This window comes from Acidobacteriota bacterium (assembly GCA_039028635.1).
Classification (GTDB): domain Bacteria; phylum Acidobacteriota; class Thermoanaerobaculia; order Multivoradales; family JBCCEF01; genus JBCCEF01.
The window spans coordinates 18,566-35,703 of sequence record JBCCHV010000003.1 but is presented as its reverse complement, the minus strand read 5'-3'; the positions used below and the strand labels follow the sequence as shown (position 1 = coordinate 35,703).

Annotated in this window: 15 protein-coding genes; 10 read left to right on the top strand and 5 right to left on the bottom strand. The window is 61.6% G+C overall.

Going from position 1 to position 17,138, the window contains the following annotated elements; all coding sequences use genetic code 11:
• Positions 1 to 226: 226 nt before the first annotated feature.
• The 10 genes from AAF604_02090 (at position 227) to AAF604_02045 (ending at position 12,035) form a co-directional block, all read left to right on the top strand.
• Entirely contained in the window at positions 227 to 835 is a 609-nt protein-coding gene (locus AAF604_02090) for a sigma-70 family RNA polymerase sigma factor (GenBank protein ID MEM7048413.1), read from the top strand.
• Positions 836 to 1,115: 280 nt separating this feature from the next.
• Positions 1,116 to 2,525, top strand: a complete 1,410-nt coding sequence (locus AAF604_02085; GenBank protein ID MEM7048412.1) for a hypothetical protein — start codon at positions 1,116 to 1,118, stop codon at positions 2,523 to 2,525.
• An 895-nt stretch (positions 2,526 to 3,420) separates the two neighbouring features.
• Positions 3,421 to 5,886: a leucine--tRNA ligase gene (leuS, locus tag AAF604_02080; GenBank protein ID MEM7048411.1), complete on the top strand. Its 2,466-nt coding sequence runs from the start codon at positions 3,421 to 3,423 to the stop codon at positions 5,884 to 5,886.
• A gap of 495 nt (positions 5,887 to 6,381) precedes the next feature.
• A complete protein-coding gene (locus AAF604_02075; GenBank protein ID MEM7048410.1) occupies positions 6,382 to 8,283 on the top strand; it encodes an AAA family ATPase in 1,902 nt (633 codons plus the stop codon).
• Positions 8,273 to 9,439, top strand: coding sequence for a HAMP domain-containing sensor histidine kinase (locus tag AAF604_02070; GenBank protein MEM7048409.1), 1,167 nt, complete (start codon positions 8,273 to 8,275; stop codon positions 9,437 to 9,439). The genes AAF604_02075 and AAF604_02070 overlap by 11 nt, the downstream gene beginning before the upstream one ends.
• Entirely contained in the window at positions 9,429 to 10,214 is a 786-nt protein-coding gene (locus tag AAF604_02065; GenBank protein MEM7048408.1) for a response regulator, read from the top strand. The genes AAF604_02070 and AAF604_02065 overlap by 11 nt, the downstream gene beginning before the upstream one ends.
• A gap of 44 nt (positions 10,215 to 10,258) precedes the next feature.
• Positions 10,259 to 10,429: a transposase gene (locus AAF604_02060; protein ID MEM7048407.1), complete on the top strand. Its 171-nt coding sequence runs from the start codon at positions 10,259 to 10,261 to the stop codon at positions 10,427 to 10,429.
• Between the two features lie 389 nt (positions 10,430 to 10,818).
• Positions 10,819 to 11,304 (top strand): glycine-rich domain-containing protein-like, encoded by a 486-nt coding sequence (locus AAF604_02055; GenBank protein MEM7048406.1) that lies wholly within the window; start codon positions 10,819 to 10,821, stop codon positions 11,302 to 11,304.
• Between the two features lie 300 nt (positions 11,305 to 11,604).
• Positions 11,605 to 11,871, top strand: coding sequence for a DUF1883 domain-containing protein (locus AAF604_02050; GenBank protein MEM7048405.1), 267 nt, complete (start codon positions 11,605 to 11,607; stop codon positions 11,869 to 11,871).
• Positions 11,872 to 11,903: 32 nt separating this feature from the next.
• Complete coding sequence (locus tag AAF604_02045) at positions 11,904 to 12,035, top strand: hypothetical protein (protein MEM7048404.1); 132 nt, start codon at positions 11,904 to 11,906, stop codon at positions 12,033 to 12,035.
• 19 nt (positions 12,036 to 12,054) lie between these two features.
• Here AAF604_02045 and AAF604_02040 read toward each other — a convergent pair whose 3' ends face one another.
• The 5 genes from AAF604_02040 to AAF604_02020 all read right to left on the bottom strand — a co-directional run bounded on the left by AAF604_02040 (position 12,055) and on the right by AAF604_02020 (position 17,092).
• Entirely contained in the window at positions 12,055 to 12,873 is an 819-nt protein-coding gene (locus AAF604_02040; GenBank protein MEM7048403.1) for a tyrosine-type recombinase/integrase, read from the bottom strand.
• A 545-nt stretch (positions 12,874 to 13,418) separates the two neighbouring features.
• Entirely contained in the window at positions 13,419 to 14,573 is a 1,155-nt protein-coding gene (locus AAF604_02035; protein ID MEM7048402.1) for a hypothetical protein, read from the bottom strand.
• Between the two features lie 52 nt (positions 14,574 to 14,625).
• Positions 14,626 to 15,678 carry a Fic family protein gene (locus AAF604_02030; GenBank protein MEM7048401.1) on the bottom strand — a complete coding sequence of 351 codons (1,053 nt, stop codon included), beginning with the start codon at positions 15,676 to 15,678 and terminating at the stop codon, positions 14,626 to 14,628.
• 308 nt (positions 15,679 to 15,986) lie between these two features.
• On the bottom strand, positions 15,987 to 16,835 hold the full coding sequence (locus AAF604_02025) for a site-specific integrase (GenBank protein ID MEM7048400.1): 849 nt from the start codon (positions 16,833 to 16,835) through the stop codon (positions 15,987 to 15,989).
• Positions 16,832 to 17,092 carry an Arm DNA-binding domain-containing protein gene (locus tag AAF604_02020; GenBank protein ID MEM7048399.1) on the bottom strand — a complete coding sequence of 87 codons (261 nt, stop codon included), beginning with the start codon at positions 17,090 to 17,092 and terminating at the stop codon, positions 16,832 to 16,834. Before AAF604_02020 ends, AAF604_02025 begins: the two co-directional genes overlap by 4 nt.
• Between the last annotated feature and the right edge of the window lie 46 nt (positions 17,093 to 17,138).

Sequence of the window (17,138 nt, the reverse complement as noted above, 5' to 3'; positions counted from 1 at the left end):
AGGGATCTAAACGGAACGATCCGAACTCGTAGAAGTTCTTTTCCTGCTTCATGTTACGGCTTTGAAATTCCGTTGAGGGAACTTTGGACTGGCTCTGAGGACTCGAGCGGGGAGGGCCACCTATTTTGCTCCACGTCAGCTTCGAGGGGATGTCGGTGGGTTGGAAGGCAGTGTATCAGGCACGCCGGCCCACGGACTCATCACCCGCGGAGCCGGAGGACGTGAGATGGAGTGGTCCCAAGCTGCGAATCTGGTTTCTTTCGACGACTGGACGGACGATGGTCTCGTCGAGCGCATCGGCGGCGGCGACGAGGCCGCCCTCGACGCCTTCCTCGGCCGGTATCGTTCTTTCGTCTTGCAGTTCTTGCGTCGCCTGGTGGGAGAGGGCGGCGTCGCCGAAGAGGTTTTTCAAGAGGTCGCCTGGCAGGTCTGGCGCACCGCCGACACCTTCGAGCCCCGCCGCGCCACGGCGCGCGGCTGGCTTTTGCTGATCGCCCGTTCGCGGGCCCTCGATGCCCTGCGCTCGGGCACCGCCCGGGGGCGTCGCGAAGAGGCTCTCCAGCGCGACGAGCTGCGCCGGCCGAGTCCGCCGGAGCCGATTCGGGCGCTCTTCGAGCGCGAGACCGCCGACCTCCTCGAGGCCGCCCTTGCAGAGCTGCCGGCGGCGCAGGAAGAGGTCATTCGCTTGGCCTTCTTCGGCGACCTTTCCCACCGCCAAGTCGCCGAACGCCTCGCGCTGCCGTTGGGGACCGTGAAGAGCCGCATCCTGTTCGGCCTGCGGCGGTTGCGGACCAGCCTCCTAGCCGAGCGTGGTCGTCTGGCGGAGGTGTCCTAGCGCCATTCCTGGTCCGACTCGGGGCCGGCTCGAGGGTCTTTGCCATGGAGCTTCGTCCTCCCCGCCATCGTCCCGAATCTGCTACCTTGGGGCGGCCGAGAGCGCTCGCTGGAAGGATTGATTCTCTTTGTATTGAAAAAATAGAATCTTTTCTCCGGTATCGCCCGTAGAACTCTCGGAACCGCCCATCGGCAGGCCGCGCGGGGTTCGTCTGCGACCTCGCCGGTTCCGCCTATTCGCACCGGGGGAATTCCCCCGCCATCGTCAGCGAGGTAGCGCCATGTTCGAGACGCTCGAGGAGAATCTGTCGACCCTGCGGTTTCCGGCCCCGCGTCGCATCGGCGATTGCGAGGTCTTCGAGGCGGTCGACGACAGCTCGCCGGATCCGGACGAGCACATCTACTCGTGCGTTGCCCTCTGCCGCCGCAACTGGGGTGGTGGCTGGCCGGCCCTCGGCGGCACCCGCCTCTACCAGGGAGCGCAGCGCGCCTCCCATGGCGCCCGTCAACAGGCGGCGCTGCACGAGGCAGTGGAGCTGGCCGAGGCGATGTATCTCAAGAACTCCCTGCTGCGTCGGGCGGAGGAGTGCCTGCCGCCGGACGAAACGGAGGCCCGCGGTCTTTTCGGCTGGCAGGGCGGCAAGGGTGTCGTCTGGACTCCCCACAAGCCCGAGCTGACCGCCGCCGCCAACCGGCGGCGCTTCCTCACCCCGCGCCGCCTGCTCTGCCACGGGCTGCTGCTGCAGCGCCTCGCCGGCGAGTACATCGGCTCGAAGGACATGGGGGTGGGGAGCCGCGAGCTCAAGTGGATGGAGTTCGCGACTCGCTTCACCATCGGCAACGGCTGCCTGCGCGACACCGGCGAGGCGACCGCCGCCGGGGTGGTCGCCGGCCTGCGTCAGGCGGTGATCGAGCTGCGCGCCCTCGGGGAGCTCGCCGCGGGCCCCGGAGGGCGCAAGCAGCCCCTCGGGGCCTTGCCGATCCTGGTGATCGGCGCCGGCAAAGTCGGCTTGCCGCTGCTCGCCGACCTCGACCTCAACGAGGGAGCCGAGGTCTGGATCTACGACTGGGCCTTCGAGAAGGGTGACCTTCGCGATCGCATCGAGGTGCTGGTGTCGAAGGCCGCCGAAGACGTCCGCGACACCTACCGCCAGGTCTTGCGCCGCTTGCACGCTGCCGGACGCATCCTGACCAGCGAGGCCGACGCCCTCGCCCTCTCGAACGTCGCGGTCCTATCGCCCAACGGTGGCTCCACGGGCTGGTTGTCGTCGGCGCCCAAGGGGGGCGAAGAGAAGCGCAGCCGCGCTCGGATCCTCGCCGATGGCGTCGCCGCCGGTGGCAAGCTCCGCCTCGTACTCGGCGCCGGCAACGACCAGGTACCGATCAGCGATGCCGGCGAAACCGCCCGCCGCGCCGCCCTCGACGACCTCACCTCCGAGCGCATCTGGTTCGTGCCCGACCCCTTGGTCAGCCCCGGCGGCGTCATCGCCGTCAGCCATGAGCTGGCACCGCAGTGGAAGCCCGAGGCGGTCGACGCCGACGCCCGCTCCATCGTCACCGTCGGGGTCCAGGAGATCTTTCGCCGCTACGGCGTCCTCGAAGGCGAAGAGAAAGGCTCCACCGACGCCCTCTGGCGCTGCTTCCTCGACATGGTCGAGTCCCCCTGGAGTCTGGCCTCGGAAGGTTTCTAGACGGGACGAGCCCAAGTTGGTGGCTTGCTGGGCCGGTCTCGGCCCGGTCACCCCAGGAGCTCCGCTCGACGCCCGCGAGGGCCTCTGGTGACCTGCGAATCGGCCCGTTCCGGGCGGCGGCACAACTCGCCTGCGGCTCAAACAGATGCCTCCGCTCATCCTCCACGGGCCGAGCCTCGGACTGTCGCGGCCGGTGCTCGCGGGCTGACGCTCCGCTCTGGGGCAACCGAACCGAGACCTCCGGTTGGTCTTGTGCGGGCTTCTTTTTTCGCCCCCGGTCTTTCTTCGAGTAGCGCACTCGAAATGAGGGAACTGCAGGCGATTCCTCAACCTCAGTGTGATGGAGATATCGGTCCAGCCATGGGGCCCTCGACCCAGAAGCGGAGCGTCAGCCCGCGGGCAAGATCTTGGAAGTCCGACTCCAGGTCCGTGGGAGAAAAAGCGGAGGCATCTGTCTGAGCCGAAGGCGAGTTCTGCCTCCGCTCTCCCACGGACCGTCCGGAGTCCGAGGTTGACCTCGCGGGCGTCGAGCGAAGCGCTGGGTCGAGGCCCCCATGGCGCTCCACGCGCCCCCCCAGCAACGCAACGGCCCTGAGACAGGCCCACGCGGGCGTCGAGCGAAGCGCTGGGTCGAGGTCCCCATGGCTCTCCACGCGCCCCCCAGCAACGCAACGGCCCCGAGACAGGCCCACGCGGGCGTCGAGCGAAGCGCTGGGACTGAGGTCCCCATGGCGCTCCACGCGCCCTGCAGCAGCGCTCATCACCCCGCGTGCCATAGAATCACCCTTCGCTCCTCCGCGAAAGCAAGCCCCTGGCCCCGCGTATCCGTGGAAGAGCTCGAATCCATTCCCAATAGCCACTCTTCAAGTCGAATAAATCGAACCCAGGTGCCATCATGAGTGAGTCGCATTCCACCCCCGACTATCGCCCCTCCGAGATCGAAGCCCGTTGGCAACAGCGTTGGGAGGACGAGGGCCTCTACCGTTCCGACATCGATCGCGATCGGCCGGCCCACTACGCCCTCACCATGCTCCCCTACCCATCGGGCGATCTCCACATCGGGCACTGGTATGCGATCACCCCGTCCGACGCCCGCGCCCGCTTCCAGCGCATGCGCGGCAACAACGTCGTCTTCCCGATCGGCTTCGACTCCTTCGGCCTGCCGGCGGAAAACGCCGCCATCAAGAACAACATCCACCCGCGCGAGTGGACCTACGCCAACATCGACCGCATGCGCGGCCAGCTGCGCAGCATGGGTGCCATGTTCGACTGGCGGCGCGAGATGGTGTCGTCGGACCCGGAGTACTACCGCTGGACCCAGTGGCTGTTCAACCAGCTCCTGCGCAACGACCTCGCCTACCGCAAGAAGGCGCCGGTCGACTGGTGCCCGTCCTGCAACACCACCCTGGCGCGCGAGCAGGTCAAGGGCGACGACCGCCACTGCGAGCGCTGCGAAACGCCGGTCATCCGCAAAGAGCTGTCGCAGTGGTTCTTCCGCACCACCCGCTACGCCGAAGAGCTGCTCGACTTCGGCCCCATCGACTGGCCCGAGCGGGTGCAGACCCTGCAGAGCCGCTGGATCGGGCGCTCCGAGGGCGCCCACGTCGTCTTCAAGACCGAAAGCGGCGAGGAGATCGAGGTCTTCACCACCCGGCCCGACACTCTCTGGGGCGCCACCTTCATGGTGCTGGCGCCGGAGCATCCGCTGGTGGCGGGTCTCACCAGCGATGCCCAGCGCGCCGAGATCGAGGCCTACGTCACCGAGGCCGGTCGCCAGACCGACGTCCAGCGGGAAGCCGCCGACAAGGAGAAGTCCGGCGTCTTCACCGGCGGCTACGCCATCAACCCGGTCAACGGTGAGCGCATCCCGGTGTGGATTGCCGACTACGTGCTCATGACCTACGGCACCGGCGGCATCATGGCGGTGCCGGCCCACGACCAGCGCGACTTCGAGTTCGCCCGCAAGTTCGGCCTCGAGATTCGCCCGGTGGTGGCGCCGGTGGGGGACGAGAACCTCGATCCCGCCACGATGACCGAAGCGGTTCCCGCCAGCGGCGCCATGGTCAACTCCGGCGAGCTCAGCGGCACGTCGGCGGACCAGGCCATCCCGCGCACCATCGCCTACCTCGAAGACAAAGGCCTCGGCCGCGGCGCCGTCACCTATCGCCTGCGCGACTGGCTGGTCTCCCGTCAGCGCTACTGGGGGGCGCCCATCCCGGTGGTCTATTGCGACGATTGCGGCGCCCAGCCGGTGCCCGACGAGCAGCTCCCGGTGCGCCTGCCGGACGACATCGAGTGGCGTCCCACCGGCGAGAGCCCGCTCAAGCTGCACCCCACCTGGAAGCAGACCACCTGCCCCGAGTGCGGCGGTGAGGCCGAGCGCGACACCGACACCATGGACACCTTTGTCGACTCCTCCTGGTACCACCTTCGGTACCTCACCCTGGGGTACGACGATGGTCCCTTCGACCCGGCCGAGTACTCCTACTGGATGCCCGTGGCCACCTACACCGGCGGCATCGAGCACGCCACCATGCACCTCATTTACACGCGCTTCTTCCACAAGGCCTTCCGCGATCTCGGCCTGGTGCAGGGCGACGAGCCGATGAGCCAGCTCCGCAACCAGGGCATCATCCTGGGCGAAGACTCCGAAAAGATGTCCAAGAGCCGCGGCAACGTCGTCGCCCCGGACGCCCTCGTCGAGCGCTACGGCAGCGACACCCTGCGCGCCTTCCTCATGTTCTTCGCTCGCTGGGAGCAGGGCGCCCCCTGGTCCAGCGCCGGCATCGAAGGCACCGCCCGCTGGCTACGCCGCCTGTGGGGCCTGCTCCTCACCCCGGCCGAAGGCGACACCCCCGCCTCCGACGAAGTCGTCACCAACCTGCGCCGCAAAGTCCACCAGACCCTGGCCCAGGTCACTCGCGACTTCGACGACTTTCAGTTCAACACCACCGTCTCGGCCCTCATGGAGCTCCTGAACGACATGAGCAAGCTCGCAAGCCAAGGCGCCCACGGCACCGACGCCTGGAAAGAAGCCGAAAGCATCTACCTCCGCATGCTCGCCCCCATCGCCCCCCACGTCGCCGAAGAGCTCTGGCAGCGCCAGGGCTATGAAGGCTCCGTCCACACCGCGGCCTGGCCCGAAGTGGACGAGGCGGCGACGGTCGAAAACACCATCACGTTGGTCGTTCAGGTGAATGGCAAAGTCCGCGACCGGCTCGAGGTCCCGGCGGACATCTCCAAAGAAGACGCCGAGAAGCAGGCCCTCGCCTGCGAAGGGGCTCAGAAGTTCATGGAGGGGAAGACCGTGCGGAAGGTGATCGTCGTGCCGGGGCGGCTGGTGAATGTGGTGGTGGGATAGGGGCGTGGGCAAGCTGACCTGCTGATTCGTAATCAGCAGGTCGCCGGTTCAAATCCGGCCGTCGGCTCCATTAGAATCAAAAGTTTACAGCAACTCAAGCCTCAGAAGACCTCTCCAGAGTAACCGCTGAGTAACCACCTCGGCGGAGGGACCATCGCAGTCTGTCGTACTCCGCTCCGGGTCCTGCGACGTTGGACAGATCGGCTGGACGTCAAGTTGGCGTGACGTCCAGCAATCCCCGCCGTGAATCGTCGTCCGCATCTTGAGGGAACTCCTCTGCCAGCCGGCCGAGCCGAGGGCTCGACCAACGCATCGAACAGAGTGAAGACGATCCTGGGTAGCCCTCGGGGGACCGACCAAGACAGGAACCTGATCTGCCGATCTCCCTGCGTTAGAATCTTCCTCCAACCAGCGACTAGGAGCCGAATAGGTCGATCGACTGCGGCGACAGCCGCGAACCAGCAACGCACCCAAGCTGAATGATCGGAAGCTTGCATGATCGGGATTGAGCCTACTTCGAATGCCTTCCATCGGATACGTAGCATACGAGTCAAGGGAGGCTTCCTCGATGGGTTAGACGTCGAGTTCAAGGATGGTTTGAACTGCCTAATCGGAGGAAGAGGTGCGGGAAAGACAACAGTGCTCGAAGTCCTGCGCTGGACGCTCGATCACATGCCGGATCAGACAGATTCTTCCGCCCACTATCGTAGAGTCGACAAGCTCATCACCGCCAACCTCCAGGGCGGACAGGTCGAGCTAGAGGTCGAGACCCGCGACGACATCCGCTATAGAGTTCGGAAAGATGCCGATGGGACTTCGCTAGTCATGAACTCTGCCGGCGACCCGGTAGGAATCGAGATAGGGAGGGGCACGATCTTCTCAGCCGATTTCTATAGCCAGAACCAGGTCGAGGAAATCGCAAACGATCCACTCTTTCAGCTAAAGCTCATCGATAAGTTCGTCGAAGAGAAAATCAGTGAGATCACTAGGCAGATTCAACGACTTGAATCGGAACTACGAGAGAACGCAGAGAAGATCCTCAAGCTTCGAGGCGACATCACAGGCCTTAGAGAGAAATTATCCGCTCTGCCTGAAGTCTCGGAAAAACTCAAAGCTCACAAGATTGAAGCGGGCGATGAAGAAGGAAAAGTCCTCCGTCAAGCGAGTCAAGGCAAGGCCCTTCGAGATCAGGAGACACGCGCTCTCAACCGGCTTGACGAGATTCTGTCGGACGAGACTGAAAGGCTCAGCAGAGGCCTCACCGATTTGCCCGCGTCCATAAGTGAGCTGATACACGAACGCATACTTAGCGGACCGAATGGCACGCGGCTTCAGCGGATAAAAGACATACTCACCGATAGCGCCAAGGAGCTTATCCTAAAGGTCCAAGAGGCGTCTCGCCTACTCGAGGGCATGCGTGAAGAACTCCAGAAAGAGTCTGACAATCTATCGGCCTTGCACATCAAGCAGGAGAAAGCCTACCAAGATCTCCTAGACGAACGCGAGAAGGAGAAAGACAAGCTAAAGGAACGCGATCAGCTTCTTCGTCGCGAAGCCGAGCTCGAGGAAGAACAGAAGCGGCTTGAAGAGCGCCAGGCTGTATTGCAGCAGACGGAATTGGCCCGAGCGACACTACTCCACCGGCTGTCAGACTTGAAAGATGATCGATTCGAAGAACGCTTGACTGTGGCACAGTCGCTTTCTGAACAGCTCTCTCCAGCTATCCGCGTCCAGATTGAGCAGTATGGAAATACCGACTCCTACCGGAGTCTGTTGCTGGAAGCTATGAAGGGTTCGGGATTCAAGTACACTCAGGTTGTTGATCGAGTAGTTCAGAGGATTCCGCCGCATGAGTTCGCGAGTATCGTCCAACGGGGCGACTCCCAGACCTTGTCAGACCATCTGGAGATCGACACCGATCGAGCGAACCGCCTTATCCTTCAGATCAAGGATACAACTACTGTGTTCGAGGTAGAAACTGTCGACCTTCACGACCGCCCTACTATCGAACTCAAGGATGGTCCGGACTACAAGGACTCAACCGTGCTTTCCACGGGCCAGAAATGCACCACGATACTGCCAATACTATTGCTGGAGAGCGCCAGCCCGCTCTTGATCGACCAGCCAGAGGACAACCTAGACAATGCCTTCATCTACGAAACTATCGTCAAGAGTATCCGGGGTGTCAGCGGCCGCCGCCAGCTAATATTCGTGACCCACAATCCCAACGTACCTGTCCTGGGCGATGCCCAGCGAGTGGTTGTCTTGCAGTCCACAGGCCGGAGGGCCTCAGTTAAGGCAGCAGGAACGGTAGATGAGGTGAAGGACGAGATCGAGACGATTCTTGAGGGAGGGAGAGAAGCGTTTCAGAAGCGGAAAGAGCGGTATGGCTACTGATGGAAACGAACGACAGGGGCATAGCGCAATCCTCGAGAAGATCGCGGCAAAGACCGCCTCCGAGTCCTGGCAAGAGAGGTTGTCTGCGATCGAGTATCTTCGCGGGCTGCTTCAAGACCTTCCAACAGAGCATACCGTTGAGCGCATTATCGATGGCCTGGCAAAGCTCGCAGTAGACGCCAAGTGGGAGGTCAGGAGAGCTGTGGTTCCGGTACTGGTCGAGGCAAGACGTCCTGCGGCCAACAGCCTAGTTGAGCAGCTTGCTAGAGATCGCAACAGGTGGGTCCGCCAGGCAGCTGAGCGAGGTAGGCGAAAGCTAGCAAGAATCACGAGTTCGGCGGAGAAGTCGGATCGCCAGGCACGTTTCGCGTTCGAGACCATTAAGAGCCTGGAGGGCGAGACATCCGAAAGGATCTACGAGGCGGCGATCCGCGTTGGCGAGAGGCACTACGAGGAGCTTGCAGGAGACACCGCCCACGAACTGAACACCTACCGTACGGCGGTGGAAGGCTTGATTCTGGAGCTCAAACGCAGAGTGGGTAGCTACAGTGGTGGCGCCCCGGAGATCCTCGAAATCGTTGATAAGATTGAAGACCGGTCGCGCTATCTCAAGACGCTCGTCAGCAGCCTTCTTGAATACTCGCGTAACGTTGAGCTAGTTTTTCAGGTGGAGTCTTTCCACTCCTTAGCTGCTGAGGCACTATGCTTGGCGCAGGAGAAGGCCGAAGCGTACCTGGACGGAGCAGAGGTAGAAGTCGTTCTTGACGTCCCAGATGACATCAAGATCGAGGCCAGCAAGGACCGTCTTGTTCGAGCACTGGTTAATGTCTTCTCTAACGCATTCGAGTCGTTGTCTGAGAGAACTTCAGGCGCACGGCTCGAAGTCAACGCAATGAAGGATCCGCCAGACCATCTGTTGCTTTCAGTTGCTGATACGGGAACAGGAATGGATCCACTTCAGCTGGAAAGCGCAACCAAGAGATTCAGGTCGCTCAAGAAGAGGCGAGGGGGAATAGGTTTGGGTCTACCCTTAGCCCTAAAGATCATCGAGCGCGAGCATCAAGGACAATTAGCGATCGAAAGCGAACTAGGAATAGGGACGACAGTGACGATTAGGCTACCTTTCAAGCGAGGAGAGTGCAACCATGGGATATGAAGCCCTCGTCATCGAAGACGATCATGTTGTGGCTGACGTTCTCCGCATGAGGCTTCAGCACGATGGCCACCGGGTAACCGTCGCTCCTACGCAACGAGAGGCTTACCACCTTCTAGACCAGCAGCAATTCGACTTCGCCCTGCTAGATCTCCGATTGCCGACGCACGATGGCGATATGTATCCGCACACACAAGTCGGATTTGACACGCTTGCTCATATCCGAGATCGGTTCGCCCCCAACCAGCTTCCGGTGATTGTGATGACAGCCTACGAGGAGTCATCACAAACCGCAGTTAGAGCGCTGACTTCCGGAGCGAATGACTACATCACAAAGCCGTTTCAAGACAGTCCTGTCCCTCTTGACGACAAGCTCGCCGCGATAACTCGCGCTATAGGCGAATCGAGTACCCACGAAAGCACTACAGGGAAGCACCAGATTCTCTTCACGAATGGAACTGTGCTCATCAGCGGCATTGAAGTTGGGCCTCCTCGCTTCGCGAAGCTCTTGTGGCTTTTGGCCAGCCGGACACTAATGTCCTCCCGCGGCATAGCTGACGACGACACGCGACGAATGACAGGAAAGGAGATCGCGAAGACAGTTAGCGTGCAAGAAGCTACAGTACGGAAGCAGGTGTCTGAGTTCCGGAAGTGGATTGCCAGAGAGTATGAGAGTCGAGGCCTAGGAGCGGTTGAGCAACACGAGATCATCCGTAACACCAGAGACTGGAAGGGCTACGATCTGAACTTCGAGACCTGCTATGTTGTCAGAAGGTAGTTAGCGTCAGCGCAAGTACTGCGTGCTTCCTCTGCGACAAGGCGTTGTGCTACCTGCTCAAGCACTGGAAAGGGCTGACGATGTTCCCCGACAGCGCACGCATCCCGCTCGACAAAAGCGCAGCTGAGCGGGCCCTGCACGGCCCGGTCATCGGGCGCAAGAACTTCTCCGGCAAGCGCCCGCGCCGCGGCGCCAAAGTCGCCGTCATCCTTTAGAGCCTCGTCGAGACCGCCAATCTCTGCGGCGAGGATCCAGCTCAGTACCTGCTGAGCCGTCAAGGCCGCGATCCGGCGGCCGGGGCCGTGATGCTGCTCGGTTGACTCTGACTGCCTCTGCTCCTCAGGGGTGTCAAGACGGGGTGGGGCGAGGACTTACTGTGCTGCTTGCCGCAGTGCCGTCACATCTTCCTCATCGCCGTCACATCTCTCTTGCCCTGTCCTCTAGTTTTCGGGGCTCTCTGGCCTCCCCCGTCACATCTTTCCCTCGCGCATCCATATCTCCAACGGAGCCTATTCGCTAGCATTTTCGCGTTCGTGGTCGTAGGCCCGTCCAGCGTGGGTGGCCGCGCCAAGGAACGTGGACCGATACCAGGGAGGTATTCCAAATGGAAATCGCTCGGTCTGAAACAGCACTAGCTGACCGCGTTGGTTGTGGCATCCAACTGAACCTAAGGGATCTGGACCATCTTGATTTCGAGATGATCAAGCTGAAGCTGCAAGACGTCGAGGAGGGCCAGGGCTGGTCTTCAGCGAGATGCGATGAGGTCGAAAAGAGCTACAAGCGATTCCTCGCGCTCAAGCGAGCCTACCCAGACAAGGACATTGTCCCCAATCGCGATGTGGATATCTTTTGGCACCAGCACATCCTAGACACGGAAAGGTACGCTGAGGACTGCCAGGTGATCTTTGGTAAATTTCTGCACCATTACCCGTACTTCGGCATGCAGGGCGACGACGATTACTTGAGACTCTGCGCGGCCTTCGATGAGACAGCCGATCTGTATTCCCTGCACTTTTCAGAGTCTTGGGGCGGTGCGGCCAACAACAGGGCCAAGTGCCGTACGAAATGCAAGCCGATGCGGTGCAAGTAAGGGGAGGAAGAGAATGCGCAGAATCGGAACGTTACGATCTTCGAGGCCGCCCAAGCCACCTGACCGAGTACAGAATCTCAGAAAACCTCGCCCCTTGGGAAGGACCGAATGGGTCAGGGCTCATTGGCGATGGGATTATGAGCGGGGTCAATGGGAGTGGGTGAAGGGACACTGGAGAAAGTGATCTCGAGAGCCGGCAACGAGCCATACTCCCGAGAGTACGGCAATGCCAAACGTCAGATGGTAGCAGGCCAAACTTCAACTTCGACGCCGCGTTAGGCGTGATCAGGAGCTAGACTCATGAGCTTTCTCCACTACACGGTCCAGACAGGCCCCGGGGATGTAGTCCAGGTCTCGCTGGACAAGCAGGCCAATGTCCTGCTGCTAGACCAATGCGCCTTCCAGAACTTCAAGAGCGGTCGGCGCTATCAGTATAGGGGCGGGCTCGCGAAGCAGAGTCCAGTGTGCCTTCGTGCGCCCTATCTAGGGACCTGGAAGGTCGTCGTCAACCTGGGCGGGTATCCCGGCACCGTTCGCGCGAGTTGCCGAGTTGTCCGAGCCGCCTGAAACCCGAACAAGAGAGGCAAGAGGATCCACTGATGAAGAAGAGTTCGAAGTCCACGAAGATCGGCAGAGACGCAAAGAGTGGCAAGTTCATTCCTGTCCGGGAAGCCAAGAAGAGGCCAAGCACCACGGTGGTCGAGACCATCAAGAGACCCAAGAAGAAGTAGGCGAACCCTCTTCTCGGTCTTAGGCATCCAGCGGGTGCTTCCTGATCTGTTCCCGCAAGTGGCCTGTCGTCGCCGACAGGTAGATCGTTGTCGTCTTGATGTCGGAGTGACCCATCATCTTCGACAGGCTGAAGAGGTCGCAGCCACCTTCTAGCATCAGCGTCGCGAAGGTGTGGCGGAGCATGTGTGGGTAGAAGTAGATCCCGCTCCTTTCCCTGAGGCGATCGACCAGACGCTTGACCACCAGAGGCCCCATCTGGCTATCCTGCCTCATCGCTGTGAAGAAGTACGGGCAAGATCTTCGCATCCGTCTCCGGTCCCTCAGATACTCTTCCAAGAAGAGCGCCAACGAACGGGTGATCGGAATGATGCGGTCCTTGTTGCCCTTCCCAGAAGCTACGAAGAGCGTCCTGTTGGCGAGGTCAATGGCTGACATCTTGAGCATCCTCAGCTCTTCAGCACGGATTCCCGTGTAGATGAAGGTCGCGATGATGGCGGCGGCACGAGACCTTTCGAACAGATAGCCGAATGGGAAGTTCTTCGTCCAGTCCAGGAGCTGAAACGCCTCTTCCTGAGTGAGGTGCCGCGGGATTCTCACGGGCAGCTTCGGCTTTGGGATCTCTGCTACTGGATTGCTCCGAAGAAGCCCTTCCCGAACCATCCAGTCGAAGAACAACCCAAGCGCCTGCAAGCGATTCCGGATCGTCTTTGGCGACCAGCTCCTTTCGCTCCTTCCGAAGAAGATCCAGTCCTCGATCGCCTGCCTGGAGATGTCCCCGGGTGATTCGGCGTGCGAGAAAGCGATCCAGAGCAGAGGCTGCCACGGTGCTTGTCCCACCAGGACGCTCTGACCGTCCTGGGCAAGATCAGTTCCCCAGGGACTCGCCAAGTCTGAGAGGGGTTGAGAATAGGCCCGTGTTTGGACTCCTGGGCGCGTGCAAAGGTAGCCTCTCCAAGATTGCGGAGATACTCGGCCACCGCCAGGAACTCTTTCTCGGTCCCTGGCTTCAAGCCGAAACTGCAATCCTCGCCGCCATGCTCTCTGGTGATCTGAAAGGCAGCCCAGAGGTGGGCCACCGACCTGAAGCAGCTCCAGTCGTTCAAAACTGTGGATCTTCCACGGCTTCTGGATCGTCCTAAGTGATCTTTCTTGTCCTTGAGGTCGAGAACCCGAAGGTACGCCGCGCGACCAACACTCATGTGCTCAGGGCAATGCTCGCTGGCCATCAGCATGAAGAGCAGCATCTCCCCTGCCGTGATCCCACCCTGGCCACGGTCAAACGAGGCTTCCATGACTTCATCGAATGTCCCGGCGGACAACAGGGCGTGCTGCTTCTCGAGATTCATCTTCATACGAGGAGACTGCGCTTCGAGGGCTTCCGATTAGACCTTCCAGCATTCCGGGGATTTGAGATCCAGCGTAGGAAACTCTTTCGCAATGCTCTGAGGAATGATCTCCGCCATCAGGTGAGACGAGGCGACTGCCACATACTCCCGTCTCTTCTTCTCATCCTCGGGGTAGTACATCGTCGCAAATATCTCGAAGCTGGCAAGCATATCGAGACCATCCCCGCTGCCCGAGATGTCGAGGGTTGGGTCCTTGATGCCTCGCGCGTAGACAGGAATGCGGCGAAGAACCGAACGCTCCAGGGTTCTGAGAGTGGCTCGCTCCGCGAACGACCTTCCGGACGGCTTCTCGATGACTGCGACGAATTCTCGAAACCGAACCCCTTTCGCTGATCGCACCGTCGTGCGAACTGCGTTGGGATAGGGCTTGCCCTCCTCCGCCTCACGAACCAGTGCATCCAGCATCTTCAGGACCGATTCCCAGAGGGCATCTTGCTCCTCGCGGGTCCATGTGTCCGGCGATGATTCCCCAACCCAGGGGAGCCCAACATGGATATCGTGATATGCCCGTTTTTCTTTCTTGTCGATTACATGAGGGCAGAGGAAATAGCAGAGGGAGGCGCGGAATGTCCCGCCCGGCCCTCGGCCGATGATCGATCCCCGGCCAATGTCGGACTCGTTTTCGAACGGATCACCGTAGGAGACTCTTCCCATCCATTCATCGAAACTCAGCCACTTCTCGAAGATCGGCTTCTGCTTGGCTGGAGGTAGTCTGGCCACACCCTCCAGAAGGGGAAAAGGAATCGACGGATACTCCATGTCGCCATCGATGACGATGCTTGCCCCTGCTACCAGTAGATCCAGTGGAATCAGCTCTTCGTGGACCTCGGGCTTCCTAGGGTTCCTGGGATCGAACTCCTTGCGCGGCACGCTCTGAATCCACTCCCAGGGATGAGATAGTCGGATGCCGAGCCAGGGATCGGCCCAAGATGTCACATGCTCTGGATCGTTGATGGCGTCTCGAAGTTGCTCGAAGCTGTAACCCTGGGAGCTTCGTAGGTAGCTCGTAGCGCGCTGGCGCTCTTCCTCGCCGATCTCCCCTGCAAGAATCGAAATGAACCGGTCCCACGACCAGTCGATCTGCTCGTCTTGGGACGGACTCTTGACTTCCTTTTCTGCTTCTACTGACAAGGCGATTCACCTGCTCATGTCACAGCATGTCACAGCTCCGTGTCACAGCTTGTCATAGCTTCCCGAGCACGTAGTGACGATTGGGGTCGGTCGGACCCGTTGCCACCTCTTTCAGGATTCCCTGGGCGAGGAGCGCTTTCAGGTCACGCTGCAAGCTTCGGCGGCTGACCTTGGGAAAGAGCCCCTCGAAATCGCCGACTGTGAGCCTATGGTGCGCAAGGACATGGTCGAGGGCAGCTGCCTGGCGGGGATTGAGCCCCTGCTCGGCGGCGATGACGTCTGTCCGGATCGCGACCTCTCCTCGAGCCTTGACCTCTGCCAGCTGTGTCGCGAGTCCTTCGACGAAGTACCCGAGCCAGCTGGTCAGGTCCATCCCATGGTCGCGCACGCTTTGGAGCGCTTGGTAGAAGGCGGTTCGGTCGCGATCGTAGAACTCGCTGATCGTGAATAGACGCTTGAAGTCGTAGCCTGCGCGGTACAGACAAAGGGTTGAGAGCAGGCGGGAGGTACGTCCGTTGCCGTCGACGAAGGGGTGAATGTGCACGAGCTGAAACTGGGCGATGCCCGCGACCAAGACCGGGTGAATCGCGTCCTCTTCGCGCAGCCACGTCACCAGGTCTCCCATGGCCGGTGCGACCGCCTCGGGCGGCGGTGGCGTGTAGATCACCTCACGCGTTCGGCTGCTGATCACGTAGTTCTGAACCGTGCGATAGGCGCCGGGTCCTCCTTCGCCGCCTCGCACACCGTCCACCAGCCGCTTGTGGATCTCCCGGATCAGCCCCTCGGTGACCGGCTCTCCGCTGTCGAGGTAGTCCGAGACCAGGTTGAAGGCCTCGCGGTAGTTCAACAGCTCTCGGACATCGTCTTCTTGAGCTTGCTCGACCTCTTGCCCTGTCCACAGGCGCTCGGCTTGTTCGATGGTCAGCTCAGTTCCTTCGATGTGCGTCGTATGGTGGGCTTCGAGCAGCAGCGCCCGCTGGCTCATGCGGCGAAGCCACTCTTCAGATAGCGATGCCGCTTCCAGAAAGCCCCGTGCGCGCTCGATGGACGTCAGCCCTCGCGTGATGGCATTGGTGATCGTGAAGATCGGGGAGAAGGTGCTCATGGGAGGTCGCTTCCTCGCTCGTCCGATCGAGCACACGATCGTGCTCGCTTCTCGGCCTTCTGCCGTATTCTGCGGGCGTGGGCGCTGCTGTCCACGATAGCTGGCCAGGAGCCGATGACCCCCTCGCGGCGCCAGAACGCCACGACCTCGGCCCCACTGCGCAGCCAGCCACTTCGCCCAAGCCGAGCCTCAAGTATTTCGAGAGCGTGTTGCTCGGTCGATACTCCGCGGCGCTCTGCCTCGCGAGCGAGTCTGGCCTCTAGCGGCCGAGGGATTTCGAGAGACAAGGTCAGGACTCCTTTCGAGTCTCAAGCGATTTGGATCACATTGCTCGTGCTCCGACTCGCGCCCAGGATCTCGTCCATTTTACCCGCCCATCGGACCAGGGCCTGACGCTTCTCGGCGTCGTAGCTCTGCCGGTCGTAGACCGCGGTGATGCCGCTCTCGACGTGGTTGAGGATCTTCGACACCACCAGCCGAGAGATGCCCATCGAGGTCATGAAGCTCGCCGCCGTCCGGCGCAGGTCGTGGGGTACGAAGTCGACCTCGGCCCGCTTCGCGATTCGCTCGGCCGCCTTCTGGACGGCGGTGATGTGGGCACCCTTGCGGCGCGGGCTCGCAAAGACCCACACGGACCCGCCGGTGACCGGCCGTAGCTCGTCGAGCAGCGACTGGACCTGCGGCGCCAGTGGCACGCGGTGGGTCAGGCCGTTCTTGGCCACCTCGGCGGGATTCGTCCACCAGTCGCCGTCGATGTGCTCCCAGCGCATGGCGAGCACCTCGACGCCGCGCTGAGCGGTGAGCAGCCGCATCTTGAAGGTGGCGGCCATCACCGGGTGGGCGTGGTCGAGCACGCGCCACAGGGCTCGGATCTCTTCTTCGGACAGCACCCGGTCGCGCTGCCGAGCCTTGGCTGGCATCGGCACGCCGAGGCAGGGATTGTGCTCGACCAGGCCGCGGCCGATGCCGAAGTTGTAGATCTTCGAGATCAGCGCCTTTGTGCGGTTCGCCATGATCGGCGCTCCACGGGCGACGATGCCGTCGAGCACCTCGCTGACGTCTTGCCGGCCGATGCTTTTGGCCTTGCGGCGCTTCCAGTGCGGCAAAAGGTCGACCCGGAGCACCCGCTCGTCCTCCCGCCAGCGGCGCTTTTTCACCTTGGCGTGGCGCTCGAGGTAAACCTTCGCCAGCTCACCGAAGGTCGGCGCCCGCCGCTCGGCCTTCTTCTTACCCTGGGGTCTTCGCCCCGTGCGACGGCGGCCAGAGCCTCGCGAGACTTGTCGCGGGCATCGGCGAGGGTCAGCATCGGATAGGCCCCGAGGGTGAGGCGACGCTTGCGGCCATCGGCGGCGCTGTAGCGGACGATGAAGGACTTGCGCCCGCTCTGCGCGACCCGGACGCCGAAACCGGGCAAGCGATCGTCTCAGTAGTCCGTCAGCCACTTGCCGGCGGTGAGGGTG